Source organism: Mycobacterium sp. MAC_080597_8934, from assembly GCF_000523975.1.
Lineage (GTDB): Bacteria > Actinomycetota > Actinomycetes > Mycobacteriales > Mycobacteriaceae > Mycobacterium > Mycobacterium avium.
The window spans coordinates 147026-172030 of the sequence record NZ_JAOS01000006.1; the positions used below are offsets into that span (position 1 = coordinate 147026).

The 25005-nt window shown below is 68.6% G+C and carries 19 protein-coding genes, 1 tRNA gene, 3 pseudogenes and 1 other annotated feature; of the genes and pseudogenes, 16 read left to right on the forward strand and 7 right to left on the reverse strand.

Translation table 11 applies throughout. The annotated features are described in order from the left end of the window. Positions 1–90 precede the first annotated feature (90 nt). Positions 91–852 (reverse strand): MmpS family transport accessory protein, encoded by a 762-nt coding sequence (locus tag NF20_RS05860; RefSeq protein ID WP_011724283.1) that lies wholly within the window; start codon positions 850–852, stop codon positions 91–93. Between the two features lie 63 nt (positions 853–915). After that, entirely contained in the window at positions 916–1572 is a 657-nt protein-coding gene (locus tag NF20_RS05865) for a TetR/AcrR family transcriptional regulator (protein ID WP_003873089.1), read from the reverse strand. Between the two features lie 194 nt (positions 1573–1766). On the opposite strand from NF20_RS05865, the gene NF20_RS05870 reads away from it, so the two are divergent. The 8 genes from NF20_RS05870 (at position 1767) to NF20_RS05905 (ending at position 11357) form a co-directional block, all read left to right on the forward strand. Continuing rightward, positions 1767–3356: a carboxyl transferase domain-containing protein gene (locus NF20_RS05870; RefSeq protein WP_024636994.1), complete on the forward strand. Its 1590-nt coding sequence runs from the start codon at positions 1767–1769 to the stop codon at positions 3354–3356. A 5-nt stretch (positions 3357–3361) separates the two neighbouring features. Continuing rightward, positions 3362–5377, forward strand: coding sequence for an acetyl/propionyl/methylcrotonyl-CoA carboxylase subunit alpha (locus NF20_RS05875; protein ID WP_011724286.1), 2016 nt, complete (start codon positions 3362–3364; stop codon positions 5375–5377). Beyond that, positions 5374–6540 (forward strand): acyl-CoA dehydrogenase family protein, encoded by a 1167-nt coding sequence (locus NF20_RS05880; protein ID WP_009975904.1) that lies wholly within the window; start codon positions 5374–5376, stop codon positions 6538–6540. Before NF20_RS05875 ends, NF20_RS05880 begins: the two co-directional genes overlap by 4 nt. Beyond that, positions 6537–7037 (forward strand): MaoC family dehydratase, encoded by a 501-nt coding sequence (locus NF20_RS05885; protein WP_010949555.1) that lies wholly within the window; start codon positions 6537–6539, stop codon positions 7035–7037. The genes NF20_RS05880 and NF20_RS05885 overlap by 4 nt, the downstream gene beginning before the upstream one ends. Beyond that, complete coding sequence (locus NF20_RS05890) at positions 7034–7855, forward strand: HpcH/HpaI aldolase/citrate lyase family protein (RefSeq protein ID WP_003873084.1); 822 nt, start codon at positions 7034–7036, stop codon at positions 7853–7855. The genes NF20_RS05885 and NF20_RS05890 overlap by 4 nt, the downstream gene beginning before the upstream one ends. A gap of 188 nt (positions 7856–8043) precedes the next feature. After that, positions 8044–9135 carry a pyruvate dehydrogenase (acetyl-transferring) E1 component subunit alpha gene (gene pdhA, locus NF20_RS05895; RefSeq protein ID WP_019732006.1) on the forward strand — a complete coding sequence of 364 codons (1092 nt, stop codon included), beginning with the start codon at positions 8044–8046 and terminating at the stop codon, positions 9133–9135. A 3-nt stretch (positions 9136–9138) separates the two neighbouring features. Next, the gene (gene bkdB / locus NF20_RS05900) at positions 9139–10194 is read left to right on the forward strand and encodes a 3-methyl-2-oxobutanoate dehydrogenase subunit beta (RefSeq protein WP_009975912.1); all 1056 of its coding nucleotides are present in this window, start codon (positions 9139–9141) and stop codon (positions 10192–10194) included. Beyond that, complete coding sequence (locus NF20_RS05905) at positions 10191–11357, forward strand: dihydrolipoamide acetyltransferase family protein (protein ID WP_023898074.1); 1167 nt, start codon at positions 10191–10193, stop codon at positions 11355–11357. Before bkdB ends, NF20_RS05905 begins: the two co-directional genes overlap by 4 nt. Positions 11358–11359: 2 nt before the next feature. Here the strand turns inward: NF20_RS05905 and NF20_RS05910 are convergent, their stop codons facing one another. The 3 genes from NF20_RS05910 to NF20_RS05920 all read right to left on the reverse strand — a co-directional run bounded on the left by NF20_RS05910 (position 11360) and on the right by NF20_RS05920 (position 13787). Continuing rightward, complete coding sequence (locus tag NF20_RS05910) at positions 11360–12130, reverse strand: enoyl-CoA hydratase (RefSeq protein WP_003877431.1); 771 nt, start codon at positions 12128–12130, stop codon at positions 11360–11362. A 249-nt stretch (positions 12131–12379) separates the two neighbouring features. Beyond that, positions 12380–12790, reverse strand: coding sequence for a hypothetical protein (locus NF20_RS05915; RefSeq protein WP_011724291.1), 411 nt, complete (start codon positions 12788–12790; stop codon positions 12380–12382). A gap of 313 nt (positions 12791–13103) precedes the next feature. Further along, entirely contained in the window at positions 13104–13787 is a 684-nt protein-coding gene (locus NF20_RS05920; protein WP_269195195.1) for a cutinase family protein, read from the reverse strand. A 6-nt stretch (positions 13788–13793) separates the two neighbouring features. On the opposite strand from NF20_RS05920, the gene NF20_RS27085 reads away from it, so the two are divergent. Both NF20_RS27085 and NF20_RS05925 read left to right on the forward strand, forming a co-directional pair. Then, positions 13794–14240 carry a hypothetical protein gene (locus tag NF20_RS27085; protein ID WP_142386417.1) on the forward strand — a complete coding sequence of 149 codons (447 nt, stop codon included), beginning with the start codon at positions 13794–13796 and terminating at the stop codon, positions 14238–14240. Between the two features lie 245 nt (positions 14241–14485). Next, a complete protein-coding gene (locus NF20_RS05925; RefSeq protein ID WP_003873077.1) occupies positions 14486–14794 on the forward strand; it encodes a hypothetical protein in 309 nt (102 codons plus the stop codon). 325 nt (positions 14795–15119) lie between these two features. On the opposite strand, the gene NF20_RS05930 is transcribed toward NF20_RS05925, so the two are convergent. Continuing rightward, positions 15120–15193, reverse strand: a tRNA-Arg gene (locus NF20_RS05930). 184 nt (positions 15194–15377) lie between these two features. Between NF20_RS05930 and NF20_RS05935 the strand changes: the two are divergent. The 4 genes and pseudogenes from NF20_RS05935 to NF20_RS05950 form a co-directional block, all read left to right on the forward strand. Beyond that, positions 15378–16624 (forward strand): annotated as a pseudogene (locus tag NF20_RS05935) (alpha/beta hydrolase fold domain-containing protein). 163 nt (positions 16625–16787) lie between these two features. Further along, positions 16788–18257: a WS/DGAT/MGAT family O-acyltransferase gene (locus tag NF20_RS05940; RefSeq protein ID WP_085989570.1), complete on the forward strand. Its 1470-nt coding sequence runs from the start codon at positions 16788–16790 to the stop codon at positions 18255–18257. Positions 18258–18319: 62 nt separating this feature from the next. Continuing rightward, positions 18320–20071 (forward strand): HAD-IB family hydrolase/lysophospholipid acyltransferase family protein, encoded by a 1752-nt coding sequence (locus NF20_RS05945; protein WP_011724295.1) that lies wholly within the window; start codon positions 18320–18322, stop codon positions 20069–20071. Continuing rightward, positions 20068–21201, forward strand: a pseudogene (locus NF20_RS05950) (1-acyl-sn-glycerol-3-phosphate acyltransferase); the annotation flags it as partial. The gene NF20_RS05945 and the pseudogene NF20_RS05950, both read left to right, overlap by 4 nt. 31 nt (positions 21202–21232) lie before the next feature. Here the strand turns inward: NF20_RS05950 and NF20_RS05955 are convergent. Further along, a pseudogene (locus tag NF20_RS05955) lies at positions 21233–22215 on the reverse strand (IS3 family transposase); the annotation flags it as partial. Continuing rightward, positions 22064–22195: a sequence feature (AL1L pseudoknot), on the reverse strand. It overlaps the preceding pseudogene by 132 nt. 132 nt (positions 22216–22347) lie before the next feature. Here NF20_RS05955 and NF20_RS05960 point away from each other — a divergent pair. Together NF20_RS05960 and NF20_RS05965 are read left to right on the forward strand one after the other, a co-directional pair. Beyond that, positions 22348–23430 carry a tyrosine-type recombinase/integrase gene (locus tag NF20_RS05960; protein WP_033717226.1) on the forward strand — a complete coding sequence of 361 codons (1083 nt, stop codon included), beginning with the start codon at positions 22348–22350 and terminating at the stop codon, positions 23428–23430. Further along, positions 23424–25005: tyrosine-type recombinase/integrase (locus tag NF20_RS05965; protein WP_050594169.1), on the forward strand; the 1582-nt coding region annotated here is incomplete at its 3' end. The genes NF20_RS05960 and NF20_RS05965, both read left to right, overlap by 7 nt.

The window sequence follows — 25005 nt, forward strand, 5'->3', positions numbered from 1 at the left end:
TGACGCCGCCGCGCCGAGTGTGGGGGATACGTCCGTCCGCGCGCGGGCAATCGTGCATAGGCCCCACGGTCGGCGGGCCGCGATGTCCGCTCAGCCGCGGGCGTCGCAGATGGTCAACCCCCCGCCGACGCGTCTGCTGACCTGAACCCCGTTGACGGTCACGGTGCAGGTGACGCTGTGACCGATGTTGACGATCGTGACGTTGGCCGGGTGCACGGCGGACTTGGACAGGCTGACCTGCTTGGTCCACGGCAACGCGACATTGAATTCGGTCTGGATGAGGTCGCCGGTGTCGATGTACATGATGCTGATCGCCCGGCCCTCCCCGGACACGGTGTAGACGACGTCCTGCATCGCGGCCGGGCCGGTCGTCGCGGTGGGCGGCTCGGGCTCGCTGGTGGGCGGTATCGGCGCCGGGATGAGCGAGGGCGACCTGTGCGTCGACGTCGTCGGCGTCTCCGGGCTCGGCTCCGGCATGGCCGGCAACGGCGGCACGGCGGTCTGCGTCTTGATCGCGTCGTTGGCGAGCACCAGCGCGATCACCAGGGCGACCACCAGCAGCACCGCCGCGCCCGCGGCGATCCACAGCCAGCGCGGCGATTTCGGCTCGCCCGGCGGCGGAGCCATGCCCGGGGTGTGCGGGTCGCCGCCCGGGGGAAGCTCCTGCTGCCAGTAGGCGGGCAGCTGCTTGGTCGGGTTGGTTTCGTTCGCGGCGGGCGCCCAGGGTGACATCGTCGGGCCGTAGGTGGGCGCGTACGGAGTCTGGTCGGCATACGCCGGATCGACGGACGGCGAGTACCGCGGCTGCGGCGGACTGAACCGCTCGGTGGGACGTGAATCGTTCATGTCCACCTCATGGCTTGCAGGGTACCCGGGCTCGGCGCTGACGCCCTGACTCACCTTACGACGGCGGGCTCACGGGCACTGGTTTCCCGCCGCCAGCGCAGCGACCGTCATGGCCCGCATGATGGCGCGCGATCGGGCGGCGCGGGCCGGCTTGCCGCGCCCGGAATCCTGGGACTTCATGCTGTGCGGTGTCGAATTGAGCAGGCCGAACACGGCGTGCGCGGTCAGCCGGGCATCGGCCTCGGCCAGCTCGGGGTTCAGCTCGCGCAACACCCCCACCCAGACCTCGACGTACTGCCGTTGCGCCTTGCGCACCTGCCTCTCGGCCGGCTTGGGCAGGTAGGCGAGGTCGCGGTCCTGGATCCGGATCAGGTCGGGTTCGTTCAGGGCGAAGTCGAGGTGGAAGTCGATCAGGCCGTCCAGCGCGGCGGCGGCATCGGCACTGCGGGCGCGGACCTGCCGGGCGCCGGCGAGCAGCCGAGTGCTGATCCCGACCAGCAATTCGACCAGCAGCGACTCCTTGTTGGGGAAGTGCCGGTAGATGGCCGGACCGCTGACGCCGGCCGAGGCGCCGATGTCTTCCAGCCGCACCGCCAGGAAACCGCGCTCGGCGAACAGCCGCTCGGCGGCGGACAGTAGCTGGAGCCGGCGGTCAGACTTCAACTGGCTCCGCCGATTTGGCGGCTGCGCGCCGCCGGCCCGGCTTTCGGAGGCAGACGTTGTCATGACGGACCTCCGTCTGTGTCGATCCCGCCCAACCTAGCACGAGTTATTCGCAATTAACTCGTATCGTGCCGCGGTGCCCGCTCCCTGGACCGGCAACGGCGACGATGGTATTCTCGACCACCGAGTTAATCAGAATTAACTCAACGCTCCGACCGCCCGACGGCAAGGAGGCTGCTGCGGCGATGGACAAGGTGATGGCCGCACCCGCGAAGGCTGCCCGGGTGTCGTTCGCCGACGAGCACCGCCGGCTGGTCGGCGAGTTGAATGCCAAGCTGGCCGCGGCCGCGCTGGGCGGCAACGAGCGCGCCCGCGAACGCCACGTCAGCCGCGGAAAGCTGCTGCCCCGGGAACGGGTGGACCGCCTGCTCGACCCGGGTAGCCCGTTCCTGGAACTCTCGCCGCTGGCCGCCGACGGCATGTACGACGACGAATCCCCGGGAGCCGGAATCATCACCGGGATCGGCCGGGTGTCCGAGCGCGAGTGCGTGATCGTCGCCAACGACGCGACGGTCAAGGGCGGCACCTATTACCCGATGACGGTCAAAAAACACCTGCGCGCCCAGGAGGTGGCGCTGCAGAACCGGCTGCCGTGCATCTACCTGGTCGACTCCGGCGGCGCCTTCTTGCCGCGCCAAGACGAGGTGTTCCCCGACCGCGAGCATTTCGGCCGCATCTTCTACAACCAGGCGACCATGAGCGCCAAGGGAATTCCGCAAGTGGCGGCGGTGCTGGGCTCCTGCACGGCTGGCGGCGCCTACGTGCCGGCGATGAGCGACGAAGCCGTCATCGTGCGCGAGCAGGGCACGATCTTTCTGGGCGGCCCGCCGCTGGTCAAGGCGGCGACCGGCGAGGTGGTCTCGGCCGAGGAACTGGGCGGCGGCGACCTGCACTCGCGCATCTCGGGGGTGACCGATCACCTCGCCGACGACGACGAGCACGCGCTGCGGATCGTCCGCTCGATCGCGGCCACCTTCGGCCCGCGCGAGCCCAGCCCGTGGCAGGTGCGCACCCCGCTCCCGCCCAAGGCCGCGCAGAACGAGCTCTACGACGTGGTGCCGCCCGACCCGCGGGTGCCCTACGACGTGCACGAGGTGATCGTGCGGTTGGTCGACGGCGGCGAATTCAGCGAATTCAAGGCCAATTACGGCAAGACGCTGGTGACCGGGTTCGCCCACATCCACGGCCACCCGGTGGGCATCGTCGCCAACAACGGTGTGCTGTTCAGCGAATCCGCTTTGAAGGGAGCACATTTCATCGAGCTCTGCGACAAACGCAAGGTGCCGCTGCTGTTCCTGCAGAACATCGCCGGGTTCATGGTGGGACGCGACTACGAGGCCGGCGGCATCGCCAAGCACGGCGCCAAGATGGTCACCGCCGTCGCCTGCGCGCGGGTGCCCAAGCTGACCGTGGTGATCGGCGGATCCTATGGCGCGGGCAATTATTCGATGTGCGGGCGGGCCTACTCGCCGCGCTTCCTGTGGATGTGGCCCAACGCCCGGATCTCGGTGATGGGCGGCGAGCAGGCCGCCTCGGTGCTGGCCACCGTGCGCGGTGAGCAGCTCACCGCGGCCGGCAAGCCCTGGTCGGCCGAGGAGGAAGAGGCGTTCAAGGCGCCTATCCGGGCGCAGTACGAGGACCAGGGCAACCCCTACTATTCGACCGCCCGGCTGTGGGACGATGGGATCATCGACCCGGCCGACACCAGAACCTTTGTCGGGCTTGCTCTTTCGGTGTGCGCGCAGGCGCCGTTGGAGCCCGTCGGCTACGGCGTCTTCCGGATGTGAGTGCAGTGTTCGAAACGGTATTGGTGGCCAACCGCGGCGAGATCGCGGTGCGGGTGATCCGCACCCTGCGCCGGCTGGGCATCCGGTCGGTCGCCGTCTACAGCGATCCCGACGCCGCTGCGCGGCATGTGCTCGAGGCCGACGAAGCGGTGCGGCTGGGGCCGGCCGCGGCCCGAGACAGCTACCTGAACATCGACAAGGTCGTCGAGACGGCGACGCGCACCGGGGCGCAGGCGATCCATCCCGGGTACGGATTCCTCTCCGAGAACGCCGATTTCGCTGCGGCATGCGAACGGGCCGGGGTGGTGTTCCTCGGCCCGCCGGCACGGGCGATCCAGGTGATGGGCGACAAGATCACCGCCAAGAACGCCGTCGCCGAATTCGACGTCCCGGTGGTGCCCGGGGTGGCCGAACCGGGGCTGGGCGACGACGAATTGGTGGCCGCCGCCGACGAGATCGGCTACCCGGTGCTGATCAAGCCGTCGGCGGGCGGCGGCGGCAAGGGCATGCGCCTGGTGGAAGAACCGGGCAGGCTGCGCGAGGCGCTGGTGGGCGCGCGGCGCGAGGCCGCCTCGTCGTTCGGCGACGACACGCTGTTTCTGGAACGGTTTGTGTTGCGCCCCAGGCACATCGAGGTGCAGATCCTGGCCGACACGCACGGCAACGTCGTGCATCTCGGCGAACGCGAGTGCAGCCTGCAGCGGCGCCATCAAAAGGTCATCGAGGAGGCGCCGTCGCCGCTGCTCGACCCGGAGACGCGGGCGCGGATCGGGGCGGCCGCCTGCAATACCGCCCGCAGCGTCGACTACGTCGGCGCCGGCACGGTGGAGTTCATCGTCTCCGCCGATCGGCCCGACGAGTTCTTCTTCATGGAGATGAACACCCGGCTGCAGGTCGAGCATCCGGTCACCGAGGCGGTGACCGGGCTGGACCTGGTGGAATGGCAGCTGCGGGTGGCCGCCGGCGAGAAGCTGGTGTTCGCCCAGGACGACATCGAACTGCGCGGGCACGCGATCGAGGCCCGGGTGTACGCCGAGGATCCGGCGCGGGGCTTCCTGCCCACCGGCGGCCGGGTGCTCGGCGTCTTCGAGCCCTCCGGTGACGGCGTGCGGGTCGACTCGTCGCTGCTGCCCGGCACCGTGGTGGGCAGCGACTACGACCCGATGCTGAGCAAGGTGATCGCCCACGGGGCCGACCGCGACGAGGCGCTGGCCAGACTCGACCGGGCGTTGAGCCACACCGCGATCCTGGGCGTCCAGACCAACGTCGAGTTCCTGCGCTTCCTGCTGGCCGACGAACGGGTACGCGCCGGCGATCTGGACACCGCGCTGCTCGATGCGCGGCTGGCCGACTTCACGCCGCTGCCCGCACCCGACGACGTGCTCGCCGCGGCCGGGCTGTACCGGCAATCGGCGCTGGCCGCCCGGGCCCGCCGCTTCGCCGGCAACCCGTGGGCGGCGCCGACGGGGTGGCGGGCCGGCGGTAGCCCGGCGCCGGTCCGCACCGACATGCGCACCGCGCTGCGCACCGAGACGGTGTCGGTGTGGGGGCCACCCGAGGCCGCCGAAGTACAGGTCGGTGCCGGCGAAAGGCTTGCGGCCAGCGCGCATCTCGGGCCGGACCGGATCAGTGTGACGCTGGACGGCCGGCGCCGCGACTACCGCTGGGCCGAGGCCGACCGGCACCTGTGGATCGCCGACGAGCGCGGAACCTGGCACCTGCGCGAGGCCGAACAGACCACCATTCACCGCGCCGCCGGCCCGCAGCGGGCCGAGATCCTCAGCCCGATGCCGGGCAGCGTGATCGCCGTCCAAACCCCTTCGGGCAGCGACGTTTCCGAAGGCGACGTGGTGGTCGTCGTGGAGGCGATGAAGATGGAGCACTCGCTGGCCGCGCCGGTTTCCGGACGGGTGGAGGTGCTGGTCTGCGTCGGCGACCAGGTGAGCGTGGACCAGGTGCTGGCCCGGGTGGTGCCCGAGGAATCCGACCCGCCGGCCGATTCGAGTAAGGACGAGACATGACCACATCCATCACCGCGGGAACGCTGCCCAAGGAATACCAGGACCTGCGCGACACCGTCGCCGAGTTCGCGCGGACCGTCGTCGCCCCCGTGTCAGCCAAACACGATGAGGAACACAGCTTTCCGTACGAGGTCGTCGCCAAGATGGGGGAGATGGGCCTGTTCGGCCTGCCCTTCCCCGAGGAGTACGGCGGCATGGGCGGCGACTACTTCGCGCTGTCGCTGGCGTTGGAGGAACTGGGCAAGGTCGACCAGTCGGTGGCCATCACCCTGGAGGCCGGGGTCAGCCTGGGCGCCATGCCGATCTACCGGTTCGGCAACGAGGAACAGAAACGCAAGTGGCTGCCGGACTTGACGGCCGGGCGGGCGCTGGCCGGCTTCGGGCTCACCGAGCCGGGCGCCGGTTCCGACGCCGGCGCCACCCGCACCACCGCCCGGCTCGAGGACGGCGAATGGGTGATCAACGGCAGCAAGCAATTCATCACCAACTCGGGAACCGACATCACCTCGCTGGTCACCGTCACCGCCGTCACCGGCACGGTCGGCGCGGACAAGAAGGAGATCTCCACCATCATCGTGCCCAGCGGCACACCGGGATTCACCGTCGAACCGGTCTACAGCAAGGTGGGCTGGAACGCGTCGGACACCCACCCGCTGAGTTTTTCCGACGCCCGGGTGCCGGAAGAGAACCTGCTCGGGGCCCGCGGGACGGGCTATGCGAACTTCCTGTCCATCCTGGACGAGGGCCGCATCGCGATCGCCGCACTGGCGACCGGCGCCGCGCAGGGCTGCGTCGACGAGAGCGTCAAGTACGCCAAGGAGCGCCAGTCGTTCGGTCAACCGATCGGTAGCTATCAGGCGATCAGCTTCAAGATCGCCCGAATGGAGGCGCGTGCCCACGTGGCCCGCACCGCGTACTACGATGCGGCTGCAAAGATGTTGGCGGGCAAGCCCTTCAAGAAGGAGGCGGCGATCGCGAAGATGATCGCGTCGGAAGCGGCGATGGACAACGCCCGCGACGCAACCCAGATCCATGGCGGCTACGGCTTCATGAACGAATATCCGGTGGCCCGTCACTACCGCGACAGCAAGATCCTCGAAATCGGCGAGGGCACCACCGAGGTGCAGCTGATGCTCATCGCCCGCTCGCTGGGGCTGTCATGAGCGAACCAGTCAAATCGGTTGTCCAGCGCGGCTTGTGGTTCGAAGAGTTCGAGATCGGCACCACCTACCTGCACCGCCCCGGTCGCACGATCACCGAGGCCGACAACGTCTTGTTCACCACGCTGACCATGAACACCCAGTCGCTGCACCTCGACGCGGCCTGGGCCGCGCAGCAGCCGGGCTTTCGCGGCGAGCGGCTGGTGAACTCCATGTTCACCCTGTCCACCCTGGTGGGGCTGTCGGTGTCGCAGCTGACGCTCGGCACCATCGTGGCCAACCTGGGCTTCTCCGAGGTGTCGTTCCCCAAGCCCGTCTTCCACGGCGACACCCTCTACGCCGAAACCGTCTGCACCGGCAAGCGCGAGTCCAAGAGCCGGCCCGGCGAGGGCATCGTCACCCTCGAGCACACCGGGCGCAACCAGCACGGCGACGTCGTGGCCCGCGCCGTGCGCACCACGCTGGTGCAGAAGCGCCCAAGCGACCAGGAGGCCCCGTGAACCCGCACGCCGCCGGTCCGGCATGGCTGTTCTGCCCGGCCGACCGTCCCGAGCGTTTCGCCAAGGCCGCCGCGGCCGCCGACGTGGTGATCCTCGACCTGGAGGACGGCGTGGCCGAGGCGGACAAGCCCGCCGCCCGCAAGGCCTTGCTGGAGACGCCGCTGGACCCCGAGCGCACCGTGGTGCGGGTCAACGCCGCCGACACCGACGAGTACGCCCGCGATCTGGAGGCGTTGGCCGGTACCGCGTACACCACGGTGATGCTGTCCAAGACAGAATCGGCGGCCCAGGTGCAGACCCTGGCGCCGCGCGAGGTGATCGCGCTGCTGGAAACCCCGCGCGGGGCGGTGTTCGCCACCGAGATCGCGGCGGCCCAGAACACGGTGGCGCTGATGTGGGGCGCTGAGGACCTGGTCGCCACGCTCGGCGGCAGCTCGAGCCGCCGGGCCGACGGCAGCTACCGCGACGTCGCCCACCACGTGCGCTCGACCGCCCTGCTGACCGCGTCGGCCTTCGGCCGGGCCGCGCTCGACGCCGTCCACTTGGACATCCGCGACCTCGACGGGTTGCGGGCCGAGGCCGAAGACGCCGTCGCGCTGGGCTTTGCCGGAACGGTGTGCATCCACCCGAGCCAGGTTCCGGTGGTGCGCCAGGCGTACCGCCCGCCCGAGGAGAAGCTGGACTGGGCGCGACGGGTGCTGGCGGCCGCCCGCAGCGAACGCGGGGTGTTCGCATTCGAGGGACAGATGGTCGACTCGCCGGTGCTCAAGCACGCGCAGATGATGCTGCGCCGGGCGGGTGAGACGGCCGCGGGCTGACCGTCCCGCCGCGGCCGGCCCGCCCGCCCGGCTGAGCGGCGACACGTCCGGGCCGTCGGTGCAATCAACGCGGTCTCTTCTGATTCGGGCGCATAATGGTGAGTACGCCAGTGTCGCGGCGAGCGAAGCCTTTCGTGTAGCTGGCGATCGACTTCCGCTCGCGGTATGCACCGAGCAAGGGAGGCGGTATGGCGCAGACATCTCAGCCGCCGATGACCGTCGACCTGCAACCGGTGCAACTCGTCGCCGCCGACGGCACCCCGACCCCCGAACATCGCTACAGCCGTGAGCTTCCCGCGGAGACGCTGAGCTGGCTCTACGAGATGATGGTGCTCACCCGGGAGCTCGACGGCGAATTCGTGAACCTCAAACGCCAAGGCCAGTTGGCGCTGTTCGCGTCCTGCCGCGGTCAGGAAGCCGCTCAGGTGGGCGCGACGGCCTGCCTGCGCAAAACCGACTGGTTGTTCCCCCAATACCGGGAACTCGGCGCCTTTTTGGTGCGCGGCATCCCGCCCGGCAACGTCGGGGCGGTGTGGCGCGGAACGTGGCACGGCGGACTGGGATTCACCGACAAGTGCTGCGCTCCGCTGTCCATCCCGATCGGCACCCAAACCCTGCACGCGGTGGGCGCGGCGATGGCCGCCCAACGGCTGGGCGAAGATTCGGTGACGATCGCGTTCCTGGGCGACGGAGCCACCAGTGTGGGCGACGTGCACGAGGCGCTGAACTTCGCCGCCGTGTTCCGCACACCCTGCGTGTTCTTCGTGCAGAACAACCAGTGGGCGATTTCCCTGCCGGTCGCCAAACAGACCGCCGCACCGTCGTTGGCGCACAAGGCAATTGGCTACGGGATGCCCGGCATCCGGGTGGACGGCAATGACGTGCTGGCCTGCTACGCGGTGACGGCCGAGGCCGCCGCCCGGGCCCGCGCCGGGGGCGGCCCGACGTTGATCGAGGCGATCACCTACCGGCTGGGGCCGCACACCACCTCCGATGACCCGACCCGGTACCGGACACAGGACGAGGTCGACCACTGGGCCGCGCTGGACCCGATCCCGCGCTACCGCAGCTACCTGCAGGGCCAGGGCCTGTGGTCGGAGCGCTTGGAGGAGCGGGTGATCGGGCGCGCCACGCGGATGCGCGCCGAGCTGCGCGACGCGGTGTTCGATGCGCCCGATCTCGACGTCGACGAGGTGTTCACCGCGGTGTACGCCGAAATCACGCCGGAGCTGCAGGCGCAGCGCCGTGCGCTGCGGACCGAACTCGAGAAAAGTGATTGAGAGATGACCCAGCTCGCTGATCGCCCGACCGGCCACGGCGAAACCCTCACCGCGGCAGTGCAGGACGTCGCGCTCGGCGCGCAGGCGTTGACCATGGTGCAGGCGCTCAACCGTGCCCTGCACGACGCGATGGCCGCCGACGAGCGGGTGCTGGTGTTCGGTGAAGACGTCGCGGTCCAGGGCGGGGTCTTCCGGGTGACCGAAGGGCTGGCGGAGGCGTTCGGCGAGAGTCGTTGCTTCGATACGCCGTTGGCGGAATCCGCGATCATCGGCATCGCGGTGGGGCTGGCGCTGCGCGGCTTCGTGCCGGTGCCCGAGATCCAGTTCGACGGGTTCTCCTACCCGGCGTTCGACCAAGTGGTCAGCCATCTGGCGAAGTACCGCACCCGGACCCGCGGCGCGATCGACATGCCGGTGACGGTCCGGGTACCGTCGTTCGGCGGAATCGGTGCCGCCGAACATCATTCGGAATCCACCGAGTCGTACTGGGCGCACACCGCCGGCCTGAAGGTGGTGGTGCCGTCCAACCCGGCCGACGCGTACTGGCTGCTGCGCCACGCCATCGCCTGCCCGGACCCGGTGATGTACCTGGAGCCCAAGCGTCGCTACCAAGGCCGCGGCCTGGTGGACGCCGGCCGGCCCGAACCGCCGATCGGGCGGGCGATGGTGCGCCGGGCGGGGACCGACGTGACCGTCGTGACCTACGGCAGTCTGGTCGGCACGGCGGTCGGGGCCGCCGAAGAGGCTCAGCGCCAACGCGGTTGGAGCCTGGAGGTCATCGACCTGCGGTCGTTGGTGCCGCTGGACTTCGACACCATCGCGACGTCCATCCACCGGACCGGTCGGTGCGTGGTGATGCACGAGGGGCCGCGGACCCTGGGTTACGGAGCCGAGCTGGCCGCCCGCATCCAGGAGGAGTTGTTCTACGAACTGGAGGCGCCGGTGTTGCGCGCGTGCGGATTCGACACCCCCTACCCGCCGGCCCGGCTGGAGAAGTGGTGGCTGCCGGGCCCGGACCGGCTGCTGGACTGCGTCGAGCGCACGTTGGAGCTGCCGTGAGCGACGAGCGCGTCAAACCGTTTCTGGTCCCGGATCTCGGCGAGGGACTCGAAGAGGTGACCGTGACGCACTGGAACGTCGCGGTGGGCGACGACGTCGAGCTCAACCAGGTGTTGTGCACGGTGGAGACGGCCAAGGCCGAGGTGGAGCTGCCCAGCCCGTACGCGGGGCGGATCGTCGAAATGAACGGCGCCGAGGGCGATGTGCTCAAGGTGGGCGCGGTGCTGGTGCGGCTGGACACCGCCCCCGAGAGCGGCGAGCCGCCAGCGGCCGAGACGGCGCCCACACTGGTCGGTTACGGCGCCGATGCCGGGATCGACACCAGCCGGCGGACCGCCCGCCCGCTGGCTGCCCCTCCGGTGCGCAAGCTGGCCAAGGAGCTGATGGTCGACCTCGGCTCGCTGCGGCCCCGCTCCGGCGCCGTCATCACCCGCGAGGATGTGCTCTCGGCGGCCCACGGCACCGGCAACGGGGCCGAGGTCCGGCCGGTTCAGGGCGTCCAGGCCCGGATGGCCGACAAAATGACCTTGTCGCACAAGGAGATTCCGGCCGCGACGGTTAGCGTGCAGGTCGACTGCACCGCACTGGTCCGGCTGTCCGAGCGGCTGGGTCCGGCGGAGCAGAGGATAACGCCGTTCGTGCTGACGCTGCGGCTGCTGGTCATCGCGTTGCGCCGCAACGAGATCATGAACTCGACCTGGGTCGACACCCCGCAGGGGCCGCAGGTGCGCATCGAGCATCGGGTGCACCTGGGCGTCGCGGTGGCCACCGAACGGGGCCTGCTGGTGCCGGTCATCGCCGACGCACACACCAAGACGACTCGTGAATTGGCAAGTCGGGCAGCAGAATTGATCTCCGGCGCGCGTGCCGGCTCGCTCACGCCGGGGGAGCTGCGGGGATCGACGTTCACCGTGTCGAACTTCGGGGCGCTAGGCGTGGACGACGGTGTGCCCGTGATCAACCACCCCGAAGCGGCCATCCTGGGGATGGGTGCGATCAAGCCACGCCCGGTGGCCGTCGGCACGGAGGTCGTGGTGCGCCCGACCATGTCGCTCAGCGCCGTGTTCGACCACCGCATCGCCGACGGCGCGCAGGCGGCTCGATTCGTTTGCGAGCTGCGGGATTTGATCGAATCGCCGGAAACCGCGCTGCTGGATTTGTGAGCCTACTTGCGTTGCGCGGCGGCCAATCGCTGTGCGAACTCCGGTGATTGAATGGAATGTGCCTGCGGGCCCAGCTCGGTGCGCATGGCGTGCTGATGCTGTTCGTTGTCGAGCGAGCCGAGACTGATGGTGGCGCGCATCGTGGCCTTGGTCGCCAGCACCACCTCGCGCGGGGCGGCCGCCGGGCCGGCGGCCAGTTCGAGCGCCGCGGCCACCGGGTCGTCCGCGACGCTGAGCGCCAGGCCATGGCGCACCGCGGCCTCGGCGTCGAAGCGCATGCCGAACAACAGGGCCGCGCGGGCGACCTGCGGGCCCACCGCGCGCTGCAGCATCCAGGTGGCGCCTCCGCCCGGGTGCAGGCCCAGCTGCTGGAATCGCGGATCGAACAGGGCGGCGGGCCCGGCGATGCGCACGTCGGCCGCCAGGGCCAGGTTCAGGCCCGCGCCGACGGCCGCGCCGTTGACCGCGGCGATGGTGGGCAGCCGGCAACTCCCGATCGCCATGAAGCCGTCGTAAAGCTGCTGCAGCCCCGTCTCGGCCGAGCCTCCGCCGGCGGCGCCCAGGGCGCTGAGGTCGGCGCCGGCGCAAAACGCCTTGCCGGCGCCGGTGATCACCACGGCGTGCACGTCGGAGTCGGCCTCGACCCGCTCGACGGCCTCGCGCAACCGCCCCGACATCTCGGCGGTCACCGCGTTGCGCCGGTCGGGATCGTTGACGGTGATGAGCGCGACGTGGTTCTCGATGTCGAGCAGGACGAGATTTGACTGGGCCATCGGGCACCTCCGGTTCGGGTGTGGGCTGCGGTCTCGGCTCGTCGCCAGGAGTGACGCGGCGACAGGGCGAGGTAAGGGTACTGCGAGGCCTTGCCGGGCCCCAGCGCGAGCAGTCACCTCGCCCGGTCCCAGCGCGAGCAGTCACAAAAGCGCCCTGAAGCCCGGCGTGTCGGGTGCTTTTGCGTCTGCTCGCGGGGCGACGGGCGGGCGCGGTCGGCGCGGCCGGCCCGTCACGGCGCGCCGGCGCGGTCAGGCCTCGGGTTTCGCCAATTTCTTGGCCAGCTCATCGAGTTCGGCCTGGCGTGCGCGCACCGCACAGGCCCGGTAGTCGCTGCGTGAGCCGTACGTCATCGTCGGCGGCAGAGCATCGTTGCGCAATCTGGTGTTGGCGTAATGGATTGCGGCATCGATCATTTCGATGTAGCGCTCGGCGTCGTGCTCGGCGCAGGAACCCTCGATGCGCTGGATCTCGTCCCAACACGGATACGACGTGTACCGCGCGTCGAGTTGTTGTTGTGAGACTTGCGATCCGAAGTAGCAACGCCAGTCGCGGCTCAGCCAGCCCCTGGTCTTGACTTCGACTTTGATTCGATTGCCAACTCCGGCTATGAACCTCGGTTTCCCAACCCGGACCACCGGCTGCCAGTCACTCGACGCCATGTTTCGCCAACCCCTCGAAGAGAAGACGCTCTAAGTAATGATCTCCCCGTGAGCGTCATCTGCTCGTCTTGACACGCTGTTCCCAGAATGCTGAAACCGCAAACTTTTCACAACACTTGATTTTTCGGCGCAGGTGCGGTCCGTTTAGCGTGCCCGAAACGCCATGACCGGCGGTTCGGCGTGCGTTTTCCGCGGTGCTTGATCCCGGTCGTGACCGCGCCGGACCCGACGAGCGCGGCCCTGGTGTGCCGTTCCGGCGCCGCGGCGTCCATAGTTGAAGTGGCGCAACGTGTTTCGGCTGCGGCCGATCGGCTCAGAGGTGGGCCGCCACGAAAGTCGCGGCCTGGGCCGGCATGCCGGACTGTCGGTAGGACAGGTGCGCGGGGGAGACCATCTCGTCGTGCGACGGCAGCGCCAGCGGTCCGCCAGGAGTGCACACCGGATCGCCGGGTGCGCACAAGTCAATAGCTTTGGCCCCGTACCACGGGCTGACCACGCTGACGGGCGCGCCCAGATACCGGTCGGACGGATTGCCGAACAGGGCCAGCGCTGATACGTGCTCGGCCTGGTCGGCGTTCAGCGTCTGCGGAATCAACCCCGCCACCGGCGCCTGGGCGATGGTGATCAGGTCGATCACCATGGCGCCCTGGGAATATCCGCCGAGCACCAGCTTGGTGTTGGGGCAGTCGGCCACCATGGACTGGACGTGAGCGCTGGCGTCGCCGGCGCCGGCGGATGCCGAGGCGGCGAAATCGTCGTCGGCGGGGTAGTTGACCGGATACACGCCCAGCGACCGGGCGCCGGCCTGGCTGCGCAGCGCCTCGACGAATGCCTGCCCAACCCCGCCCACCCCGGGCGGTTCGGCGGTGCCGCGGGCGAACGTCACCTCGATGTCGGGGCACGGCGCGGCGGATGCGGGCAGCGGCGCGCCCAGCAGCGTCGCCCCGGCCGTCATCGCCCCGGCGCCCAGCAAACCCGCCCATCGGCGTGCGTTCACCCGCCCATGCTGACATATCGGGAGCGTGGCGCGCCGGGAATTCGCCGCCGCGATCCACCCTGGTGCCCCGTTGACCCAGGTCCGGCGTCTCGCCGCTGGGCCGAAGAACGGGGCGATGCGACGCTGCCTGCTGACTTCCGTTGTGGCACAACGGTTTTAGATGTGCGCCGGCTGGGCGCTTGGCCTGCTGAGTTCGGCGGCCGATTCGCGGCGCCCCGCCAATTGATGGCTACCGGCAAAGCGGCTTCGTATTGTCGTCTTTGCAGTGAATACAATACTCGTCGTCTTGATTTTGTGTTTCGTGTATCGAATGACATCCAGGGCACTCCTGAATGTATTTGTGGTTCGGATTCAAGCACGGCGTCATCAGCGCTTGTTTTTGCCGGAATCGGTTTGCTGAACTTCGACTTCTACTGGCTGGCATCCCGATCGATTTTCCTGTTCAGTGCGTAAGAAGCGGTTCCTGTGACCGCAGCCACAAGCCTTTGCGCCTGTCAAATTTCTGTTCCCCGCCGCGCCCGGTTCAAACCCCCGCGTGCCGGGTGCCGCGAAAATACCGCACGCCGCCTGCGGGCGCGACGCCACGGGTCCACTTACCCGCGCGCGCGAAAATGGCGTAGTCGGCTACTCTAGACGACTCGTTCCGCCGCGCCGGAGACTTTTAGAGTCCCTGTCCCCTCTCGCGGAAGGTTCTGCTCATGACCATCCTCGCCACCACCCTCGTCCATCCCAACCCCGGGGTCGCGTGGGACGACATCCAAAAGCAACTCAAGCGCGCCAGCGGGCTTGCCCGCAAACACGGCGCGGAGAACGTCACGGTGCTGGTCAACATGGTCGGAGGCCAGGGCACCAACTCCATCGGCTTCCTGACCACCGCCAAGGACTGGGCCACCTACGGCCAGATCCAGCAGAGCCTCAGCAGTGACCCGGATTACCAGGGCCTGCTCGTGGACTCGGCACAGATCGCCACCTGGGAGAACTACGTCAGCCAGACGATCGAGGTCTAGCCACCCGCTGTCACGTCGTCGCTGACAAGCGTCGGCATGCTCCTGTCATCGATCGCCTAGGTAGTCCTCGTGACTACCTAGGCGACAGGGGCCGGCCCGCCACCGGGCAATCGCTCGCCACCGAGGGGTTGGCGCGACGCCCGGTCGCGGAGGCCTACGTCATACACGGTCTCGGTGCCCCTGTTCACTCAGCCACACTTAACTCCCTCATCTAGGGAGTGTCACCGATCAGCCGAAGTAACTGTCAAGCATCAGCCGAAACACTGTCAGGCATCACCCGAAGCCGAAACGTCAAGCATCAACCGAGGTCATACACTTCGCCCGGTGCCCCCGGCACGACTCGAACGTGCGACCTAGGGATTAGAAGGCCCTTGCTCTATCCACCTGAGCTACGGAGGCAATACGCAGGTCAGTCTATCCAACCGCGCGCAGCTACCCGATTAGCCCGCGCCACGCGCCTGAAAAGCCTTCCCGCGCCGTGGGTATCGGTTATCGTGTGGACCTCGACACACGTTCATCATCGGTCGGCAACGGGCCGTTAACCGAACGAGGCGTGTGCATGACGTCGAGGGGTGACGTGGCTATGAGCGTGGCCGGCGATCTCACTTCGCGCTGCTCCTGGGCCGGCGCCCAGGCGGCCCGCCTGGCGGCCGAGGCCCGGGACGTCTATCAACTCGGCAATCTGGTGCTGCGCGGCGGGCCGTTCGCGCTGGGCTGTTTCGCCGGTTGGCTTTTCACGGAGTTTCCGCCGCACGTGCTCACCGGACACGCGTTGTCGCGGGTCTCGCATCCCTCCATCGGCCGGGTGGGCAAAACACTGGCCGCGCAGCGTGCCGATCACACCCTGACCGCGGCGCTGCAGGAGTCGCTCGGCCCCGATTTCCGGGACCAGGTATGCCACCCGACCAGCGTGGCATCGGTGTGCGCCCGGCGGGTGGCCTGCTGGGCCGGCCGGGGCCGCACCGCCGCTACGCGGCGCAGACTTCCGACATCTCCTACGGTCCGGGCGGGCGCGACAACCTGCTGGACATCTGGCGGCGCGACGACCTGGCGCCCGGCTGCCGCGCACCGGTGCTGATCCAGGTGCCCGGCGGCGCGTGGGCGCTCAACGGCCGGCGCCCGCAGGCCTACACGTTGATGAGCCGGATGGTGCAGCTCGGCTGGATCTGCGTCTCGATCGACTACAGCAAGAGTCCGCGCAGCACCTTCCCGGCGCACCTGATCGACGTCAAACGGGCGATCGCCTGGGTGCGGGAGAACATCGCCGACTACGGCGGGGACCCCGACTTCATCGCGATCACCGGCGGTTCGGCCGGCGGGCACCTGGCCTCGCTGGCCGCGCTCACCCCCAACGACCCGGCCTTTCAGCCCGGCTTCGAAAACGCCGACACCGCCGTGCAGGCCGTCGCGCCCTATTACGGCGTCTACGACTTCACCGACTTCGAGAACATGCACCCGCTGATGGTCCCGTTCCTCGAGCAGTTCGTGCTCAAGGCCCGCTACGCCGACGCCCCGCAGCGGTTCGCCGCCGCCTCGCCGATCTCCTACGTGCACGCCGACGCGCCGCCGTTCTTCGTGTTGCACGGCCAGAAGGACGAACTGGTGCCCAGCGGCCAGGCCCGGGCGTTCTGCGCGGCGCTGCGCGCGGCCGGCGCCCGCACGGTGGGCCACGCCGAACTGAGCAACGCGCACCACGCCTTCGACATCACCCCCACCGTCCGGTCCCGGCTGGCCGCCGACGCCGTCGCCGATTTCCTGGGCGTGGTCTACGGGCGGCGCGTCAGCTCGCTGGTGGATTCGCTGCCGCTGTCGGCGACTTCCGCCAGTTGAACGCCGGCTGAGCCGCAGTCGAGCGCCGGTTGAGCCACAGTCTTCGCCGCTTCTTTCACCAGCGCGGCAACCCGACTAGCGTTGTGGAGACCACCGCGGCGGACGGGCGCAAGGCAGGAGGCTTGATCGACGGTGACAAGGTTGGCGCGTCGAGCTGATGACCATGACTGAGTCCGTCGAGACGATCAAATTGTCCGACGAGCTCGGGCCGGTCGACTACCTCATGCATCGGGGCGAGGCGAATCCCCGAACCCGGTCGGGCATCATGGCGCTTGAGCTCCTCGACACCACCCCGGACTGGCAGCAGTTCCGGGCGCGATTCGAAAACGCCTCCCGGCGGGTGCTGCGGCTTCGGCAGAAGGTGGTGGTGCCGACCCTGCCCACCGCCGCGCCGCGCTGGGTCATCGATCCCGACTTCAACCTCGATTTCCACGTGCGCCGGGTGCGGGTCGCCGAACCCGGCACGCTGCGTGAGGTATTCGACCTCGCCGAGCTCATCCTGCAGTCGCCGATGGACATCTCCCGGCCGCTGTGGACGGCCACCCTGGTCGACGGTCTGGCCGACGGGAAAGCCGCGACGCTGCTGCATGTCAGCCACGCCGTCACCGACGGTGTCGGTGGGGTCCAGATGTTCGCCGAAATCTATGACCTGGAACGCAATCCACCGCCCAAGCCGCCGCCGCCGCTGCCCGTCCCGCAAGACCTGTCGCCCAATGACCTGATGCGGCAAGGCATTAACCACCTGCCGTTCGCGGTGGTGGGCGGTGTCGTGAGCGCGCTGTCCGGGGCGGTGTCGGTGGCCGGTCGGGCGATGCTGGAGCCGGCGTCCACCGTGTCGGGGATCGTCGGGTACGCCATGTCGGGCATGCGGGTGCTCAACCGGGCCGCCGAGCCGTCGCCGCTGCTGCGCCGGCGCAGCCTGGCCACCCGCAGCGAAGCGATCGACATCCCGCTCGCCGACCTGCACAAGGCCGCCAAGGCCGGCGGCGGATCGATCAACGACGCGTACCTCGCCGGGCTGTGCGGCGCCTTGCGGCGCTACCACGAGGCGTTCGGGGTGCCGATCAGCACGCTGCCGATGGCGGTGCCGGTCAACCTGCGCGCCGAGGCCGACACCGCCGGCGGCAACCGGTTCACCGGGGTCAACCTGGCCGCGCCGATCGGCACCGTCGACCCGGTCTCCCGGATGAAGAAGATCCGCGCCCAGATGACCCAGCGCCGCGACGAGCCCGCGATGAACATCATCGGCTCGCTGGCACCGGTGCTCAGCGTGTTGCCCACCGCGGTGCTGGAAGGGATCACCGGCTCGGTGATCGGCTCCGACGTGCAGGCCAGCAACGTTCCCGTCTTCCCCGGAGACACCTACATCGCCGGTGCAAAAGTGTTGCGCCAGTACGGGATCGGCCCGCTGCCCGGTGTGGCGATGATGGTGGTGCTGATCTCCCGGGGCGGGTGGTGCACCATCACGGTGCGCTACGACCGGGCCTCGGTGCGCGACGAGGCGTTGTTCGCCCAGTGCCTGCTGGAGGGTTTCGACGAGATCCTGGCCCTGGCCGGTGACGGCGCGCCGCGCGCGGTGCCCGCCTCGTTCACGGAGTCCGCCGTGTCGGCGCGATCGGCCAGCGGCTCATGAGCGATTCGCGTCAGCCGGCACCGCAGCGCGGCACCGAGGATTCCGGGCCACGGGAGACCGACATGCGGCTGCCGGGCTCGGTCGCCGAGATCATGGCGAGTCCCCCCGGGCCCAGGATCGGCGCGTTCTTCGATCTGGACGGCACCCTGGTCGCCGGGTTCACGGCGGTGATCCTGACCCAGGAGCGGCTGCTGCGCCGCGACATGGGGGTGGGGGAGCTGCTGGGCATGGTGCAGGCCGGCCTCAGCCACACCCTGGGCCGTATCGAGTTCGAGGACCTGATCGGCAAGGCCGCCGCGGCCCTGGCCGGACGGCTGATCGACGACCTGGAAGAGATCGGCGAGCGGATGTTCGTCCAGCGGATCGAATCCCGGATCTACCCCGAGATGCGCGAGCTGGTGCGCGCCCACATGGCCCGCGGCCACACCGTGGTGCTCAGCTCGTCGGCGCTGACCATCCAGGTCAACCCAGTCGCGCGGTTCCTCGGCATCCCCAACACCCTCACCAACAAATTCGAGACCACCGAAGACGGCATCCTGACCGGCGGCCTGCAAAAGCCGATTCTGTGGGGACCGGGCAAAGCCGCTGCGGTGCAACGCTTTGCGGCCGAGCACGACATCGATCTCAAAGAGAGCTACTTCTACGCCGACGGTGACGAGGACGTCGCCCTGATGTATCTGGTCGGCAATCCGCGGCCGACCAATCCCGAGGGCAAGATGGCCGCCGTCGCCAAGCGCCGCGGTTGGCCGATCCTGCGGTTCAGCAGCCGCGGCCCGGTGGGTCTGCGGCGGCAGTTGCGCACCCTCGCCGGATTCGGATCGATGTTCCCGGTCGCGGCCGGTGCGGTGGGCGTCGGTGTGCTGACTCGCAACCGGCGCCGCGGCGTCAACTTCTTCACCTCCACGTTCTCCCAGTTGTCGCTGGCCATCGCCGGGGTGCACCTCAACGTCATCGGCAAGGAGAACCTGACCGCCCAACGCCCCGCGGTCTTCATCTTCAACCACCGCAACCAGGTCGACCCGGTGATCGCCGGGGCGCTGGTGCGCGACAACTGGGTCGCGGTGGGCAAGAAGGAACTCGAGAAGGACCCGGTGATGGGCACGCTGGGCAAGTTGCTGGACGGCGTGTTCATCGACCGCGACGACCCCGCCGCCGCGGTGGAGACGCTGCACACGGTCGAAGACCGGGCCCGCAACGGCCTGTCGATCCTGATCGCCCCCGAGGGCACCCGGGTCGACACCACCGAGGTCGGCCCATTCAAGAAGGGGCCCTTCAGGATTGCGATGGCCGCCGGGATCCCGATCGTGCCGATCGTGATCCGCAACGCCGAACTCGTCGCCGCCCGGAACTCGACCGTCATCAACCCGGGCACCGTCGACGTGGCCGTCTTTCCGCCGATCTCGGTGCAGGACTGGACACTTGACACGCTGCCGGAGCGCATCGCCGAGGTGCGCCAGCTCTATCTGGACACCCTGGCCAACTGGCCGGTCGGCGAACTGCCCGAGGTCGACCTGTACGCGGAGAAGAAAGCGGCGCAAAAGGCGCGCAGCCGGGCCGCCAAAAGCCCCGCGACAAGCCCTGCCAAAACCCCCGCCAAGAGCCCCGCGAAACGCCCCGCCAAGAAATCGGCGGCGAAGAAGACCGCGGCCACCGCGGCGGCCAAGACGCGCGCGAAAAAGACTGCAGCCAAACCGAACCCGGCCGCACCGAACCCGGAAGCCGCCGCGTCGCACAACGGGGAAGTGAGCCCCTCCCGCGCTACCGATCCGATCGGCGCCGACCCACCCGAAGCGCCGCCCCGAGGGCGTCCGTGACCGAACCGGCGGCAGACGCCAGCGCGCTGCTCACCGAACAAGACTCGCTGGTGTTGGCGTCCATGGCCTCTGCGGTCGAGGTGGACCTGGTCACCGCCTGGCTGGAGCAGCAGCGCGCCGGCCACCCGGGTGCGCAATTCGAGCTGGTCAAACTGCCTGCGCTGGACGCGCCGCCGGCGGAGATGACCGCGCTGGCCGAGCGTCTCGAGGCCGGCGACGACCGCTCGGTGGTGCCGGTGCGGGTGTTCTGGCTGCCGCCACCGGATCGCGGGCGAATCGCCAAGCTGGCCGGGCTGGTTCCCGGCCGCGACCCCTACCACCCCAACCAGCGTCTGCAAGCACAGATCCTGCGCCGCGCCCCGCAGCGGGCCCGGGTGGTGGCCGGTGAGGCGGCCACCGTCTCCGAACTGCGCCGCCAGTGGCGCGACACCACCGTCGGCGACGACCAGCGCGACTTCGCCCAATTCGTCATCCGCCGCGCCATCTTGGCGATGGAGCGGGTCGAATACCGGATACTGGGCCCGCAATACAAGTCGCCGCGGCTGGTGAAGCCGGAGATCTTGGCGTCCAACAGGTTTCGAGCCGGGCTGGCCAAGATCCCGGGCGCCACCGTCGAGGAAGCCGGGAAGATGCTCGACGAGCTCGCCACCGGGTGGAGCCGGGCATCGGTCGATTTGGTCTCGGTGCTCGGCCGGTTGATCAGCCGTGGCTTCGACCGCGAGATCGACTACGACGAATACCAGGTGGCGGCGATGCGCACCGCCCTGGAAGCCCACCCCGCGGTGCTGCTCTTCTCGCACCGGTCCTACATCGACGGCGCGGTGGTGCCGGTGGCCATGCAGGAGAACCGGTTACCGCCGGTGCACGTCTTCGCCGGCATCAACCTGTCGTTCGGGGCGATGGGGCCGCTGCTGCGGCGCTCCGGTGTCATCTTCATCCGCCGCAACATCGGCAACGACCAGCTCTACAAGTACGTCCTGCGAGAATACGTCGGCTACATCGTCGAGAAACGGTTCAACCTGAGCTGGTCCATTGAGGGCACCCGCTCGCGCACCGGCAAGATGCTGCCGCCCAAACTCGGCCTGCTGTCCTACGTTGCCGACGCCTACCTGGATGGCCGCAGCGAAGACTGAAGCGCCCTGGGTTTCCCGGAGGCTCGGGCTATTGGATTCCGATCAAGGGTTGGTCGGTCCGGTATGCATCGTAGAACGCGGCTTCGAACTCCGTGGGTGGGATGTCGCCGAGGTAGCTGTGCAGGCGGCTGGTGTTGTGCCAGTGGACCCAACTGAGGGTGGCGAGTTCTACGTCCTCGACGGTCTTCCACGGTCTGCTTCGAGCCGGCCCGTAGATCAGCTCGGCCTTGTAGTAACCGTTGACTGTCTCCGCGAGAGCGTTATCGAAACTATCTCCAACGGTCCCAATTGACGGGACTGCGCCGATCTCAGCGAGCCGCTCGCCGTAGCGAATGGACGTGAATTGCGACCCGGCATCTGAGTGACATATCAAGTCCTGCAATGTAGTTCCGCGTGACCAACGCGCCATCTCCAACGCGTCGAGAACCATCGAGGTCCGCATGTGCGAAGCCACCCGCCACCCCACGATCATCCGCGAGTGTGCGTCAATGATGAAGCACACGTAGGCCACCCCGGCCCAGGTCGGCACGAATGTCAGGTCGGTCACCCAGAGCTGGTTCGGGGCAGCCGCGGCGAAGTTGCGGTGCACCAAGTCCGGGTGCCGCGCCGCGGCTGGGTCAGCTTTGGTGGTCCGCACCCGTTTGCCGCGCCGGACCCCCTCAATGCCTGCGGCCCGCATCAGCCGGGCCACCTGATCGCGACCGACGTCATGACCATCGCGACGAGCCGTTTTCCAGAGTTTGCGGGCCCCATAGACGCAGTAGTTGTCTTTCCAGAGCTGGCACAACGCCGGCCCGAGGACGGCGTCGCGCAGGGCCCGCGCCGATGGGACCCGGGCTTTGGCGTCGTAGTAGGTGCTCAGGGCCACCTGCAAGCCTGCGCTGCGCAGGACCGTGCAGATGGGCTCGACCCCGAACTCCCCGCGATTGTCGTCGATGAAATCGACTATTTCTTGTGTTGGCGGTCGAGCTCCGCCCCGAAGAAACTTGCCGCTCGCTTCAGAATCTCGTTGGTTATCTGAGGCCGTGAGGAAGCTGTTCACCATGTAGACGACACGCGTTCGGAGATGCCGGGAAATGCGTTGTGGACCAGTTATCTTCGGTGTCTGTGACGAGTCCTGGGCTGCGGGTGCAGTCGGTGGTGATGCCGTTCGGCGACCGCGAATCGTGGACGCTGGTGGATCAGGATGCGGTGGTGGTGGAGCCGGTCGAGGCGTTCTTGTCGCATCTGCACGCGATCGAGCGCTCACCGAACACGGTCAAGGCCTATGCCCATGATCTGCGGGATTGGTTCGAGTTCCTCGATCGGGGCGGCCTGGTGTGGTCGCGGGTGCGACTGGAGGAGGTGGGCCGGTTCGTGGCGTGGCTGCGACTACCCGCGGCGGGGCGAGTGGGCAATGTGTCAGCGCTGCCGACGGCGGAGAGCATGTGCTCGGAGGCCACGGTGAACCGCAAGCTATCGGCAATCTCGGCGTTTTATGAATTCCATCAGCGCCACGGAGTGGACCTGGGTGATCTGTTGACGACCTGGCAGCGGCATAAGGGACATGGTGGATCGTGGCGACCACTGCTGGCGCACCTGGGATCTCGACCGGAGCGCAGCAGGCGGATCCGGTTACGGGCCCAGCGGCGCATCCCGGACACGCTGGACACGGAACTGGTCGCGGCGATCGTGGCGGCCTGTGATCGGCTGCGGGATCGGTTCCTGTTTTCTCTGCTGGCTGCATCCGGGCTGCGGGTTGGTGAGGCGTTGGGGTTGCGGCACAGCGACATCGATGCGGCTGCTCGGCTGGTGACGGTGGTGCCGAGGGTGAATACGAATCGTGCCCGAGCCAAGGGCGGGGGTCGCCAGGTGCCGGTGCCGGGCGCGGTGATCCGGCTGTATGCGGATTATCTGCATGGCGAGTACGGCGAGCTGGACAGCGATTACGTATTCGTCAACTTGTGGTCCGGTCCTATTGGGTATCCGTTGACGTATGCCAGCGTCTACGATTTGGTCTGCCGATTGCGGGAGCGGACCGGAATCATGTTCGGGCCGCATACTTTTCGCCACTCGTATGCGACAGAGTTGTTGCGCCGCCAGGTGCCGGTCGAGGTGGTGGCCCATCTGTTGGGGCACGCGTCGATCGCGACGACCAGTGACGCGTACGCGCATCTGAAGGTCGAGGACACCCGCCGCGCGTTGGTGGCCGCGGGGTGGCTGGCGGACCGGGATGGGTCGTGGTGAGCGTCGAGGTGCTGGCGCCGCCGATTGAGCCCGGCTGGGTTGCGCGTTTGGGCGCAGCGGTGCGTGCGGAGTTCCGGGTCGAGGTGCTGGTGCCCGCCGTCGCGGATCCGATTCTCGGGTCGCCGGCATGCGCGGTGCCCGGGTGTGTGCGTTCGAGTCGCTACGCCGGGCTCTGCCCGGCCCATCTGGGCCGGTGGAGAAAGGCGGGTCGCCCGGATGACCGACGGGCGTGGGCGGCGACCGCTGATCCAGAGGTGATGGGGTACCGGCCGCTGCAATCGTGCCTGGTGCCCGGTTGCGGCTTCGGGCAGCATCGGTATCGGTTGTGCTACACGCATTCCCACGCCTGGGACAAGGCCGGACGCCCAGTGGTGGATCGGTGGAAGCCGGACGTGGCCGGCACGCCGGCAGCGGTGTGCGCCATCCCGGGGTGCATGTTGTGGGCCGAACTGGACGCCGGGTGGTGTCATTCCCACCACCGGCGGTGGCGGCTGCGTGGTCGCCCGTCGGCGGCGGAGTTCATCGCCTACTGCGCCAGCTACGGCGAGGATCGCTTCGACTTGCGGCCGCTGCGGCCGCAGTTGCGGCTGGAGATCGGCTACGCGCTGCAATGCCGCGTCGACCTGAACCGAACCCGCACCACACCGCGATCGATCAAGCCGCTGCTGGACCACTTGTCGGCAACCGGGGCCGAGTCGCTGCTGGATCGTCCGCTGGCCGACTGGCTGGCCGGGCTGCCGGCCGCGGCGTCGGTCAACACCCCGCGCGCGTTCCTCGGTTACGCGATCGAGTGCGTGCTCGATTTGCGCGACGGGACCGGCTGGGACAGCGAATACCAGCGTGACGTGTGGCGGCTACGGCGGCTCGGTGTTTCCGGCCATGACGGGGCCAAACTGGATTTCACTGCGGTGCACCCAGTCTGGCTTCGAGAGCTGGCCAAACGATGGTGCCGGTGGCGCATGTCGTGCGGAGTCGGGCTGGGGCAGCTACGCAGTGATCGCCTCGCGCTCGTTCGTTTGTCGCAGTTCATGCCCGGACTAGCGAGCTCGTCGGGCCCGGGTGCGCTCGAGCGGGCAGCGCTGGAGGCCTACCTGGCTCGACTGGCCGTTGAGATCCCACAACCGAAGACCCGCAGCGCCGAGATCGGCTGTGTGACCGGGTTTCTGAATGCCGTTCGCCAGCACCGGTGGGCATCGCTGCCGGCCGAGGCGCAGCTGTATCCCAGCGACCAGCCCCGCCGTGACGAGACACCGGCACCGCGGGCGATTCCCGAGTTCGTCATGGGCCAGTTGGAAAGCCCGGCCAACCTCGACCGGATCAGCGACCCGCGGATCCGGCTGCTGGTGGAGGTCCTCATCCGCACCGGCCTGCGCATTGGCGACGCCACCCGGCTGGCGCTGGACTGTCTGGTTCGCGACCCGCAGGGCGCGGTCTATTTGCGCTACCGCAACCATAAGATGCGCCGCGACGCGGTGGTGCCCATCGACGACGAACTCACCGCCATGATCCAGACGCAGCAGGAGCGCACCCGGCAGCGGTTTCCAACCACCGCCGTGTTGCTGCCGCGCAGCAGCG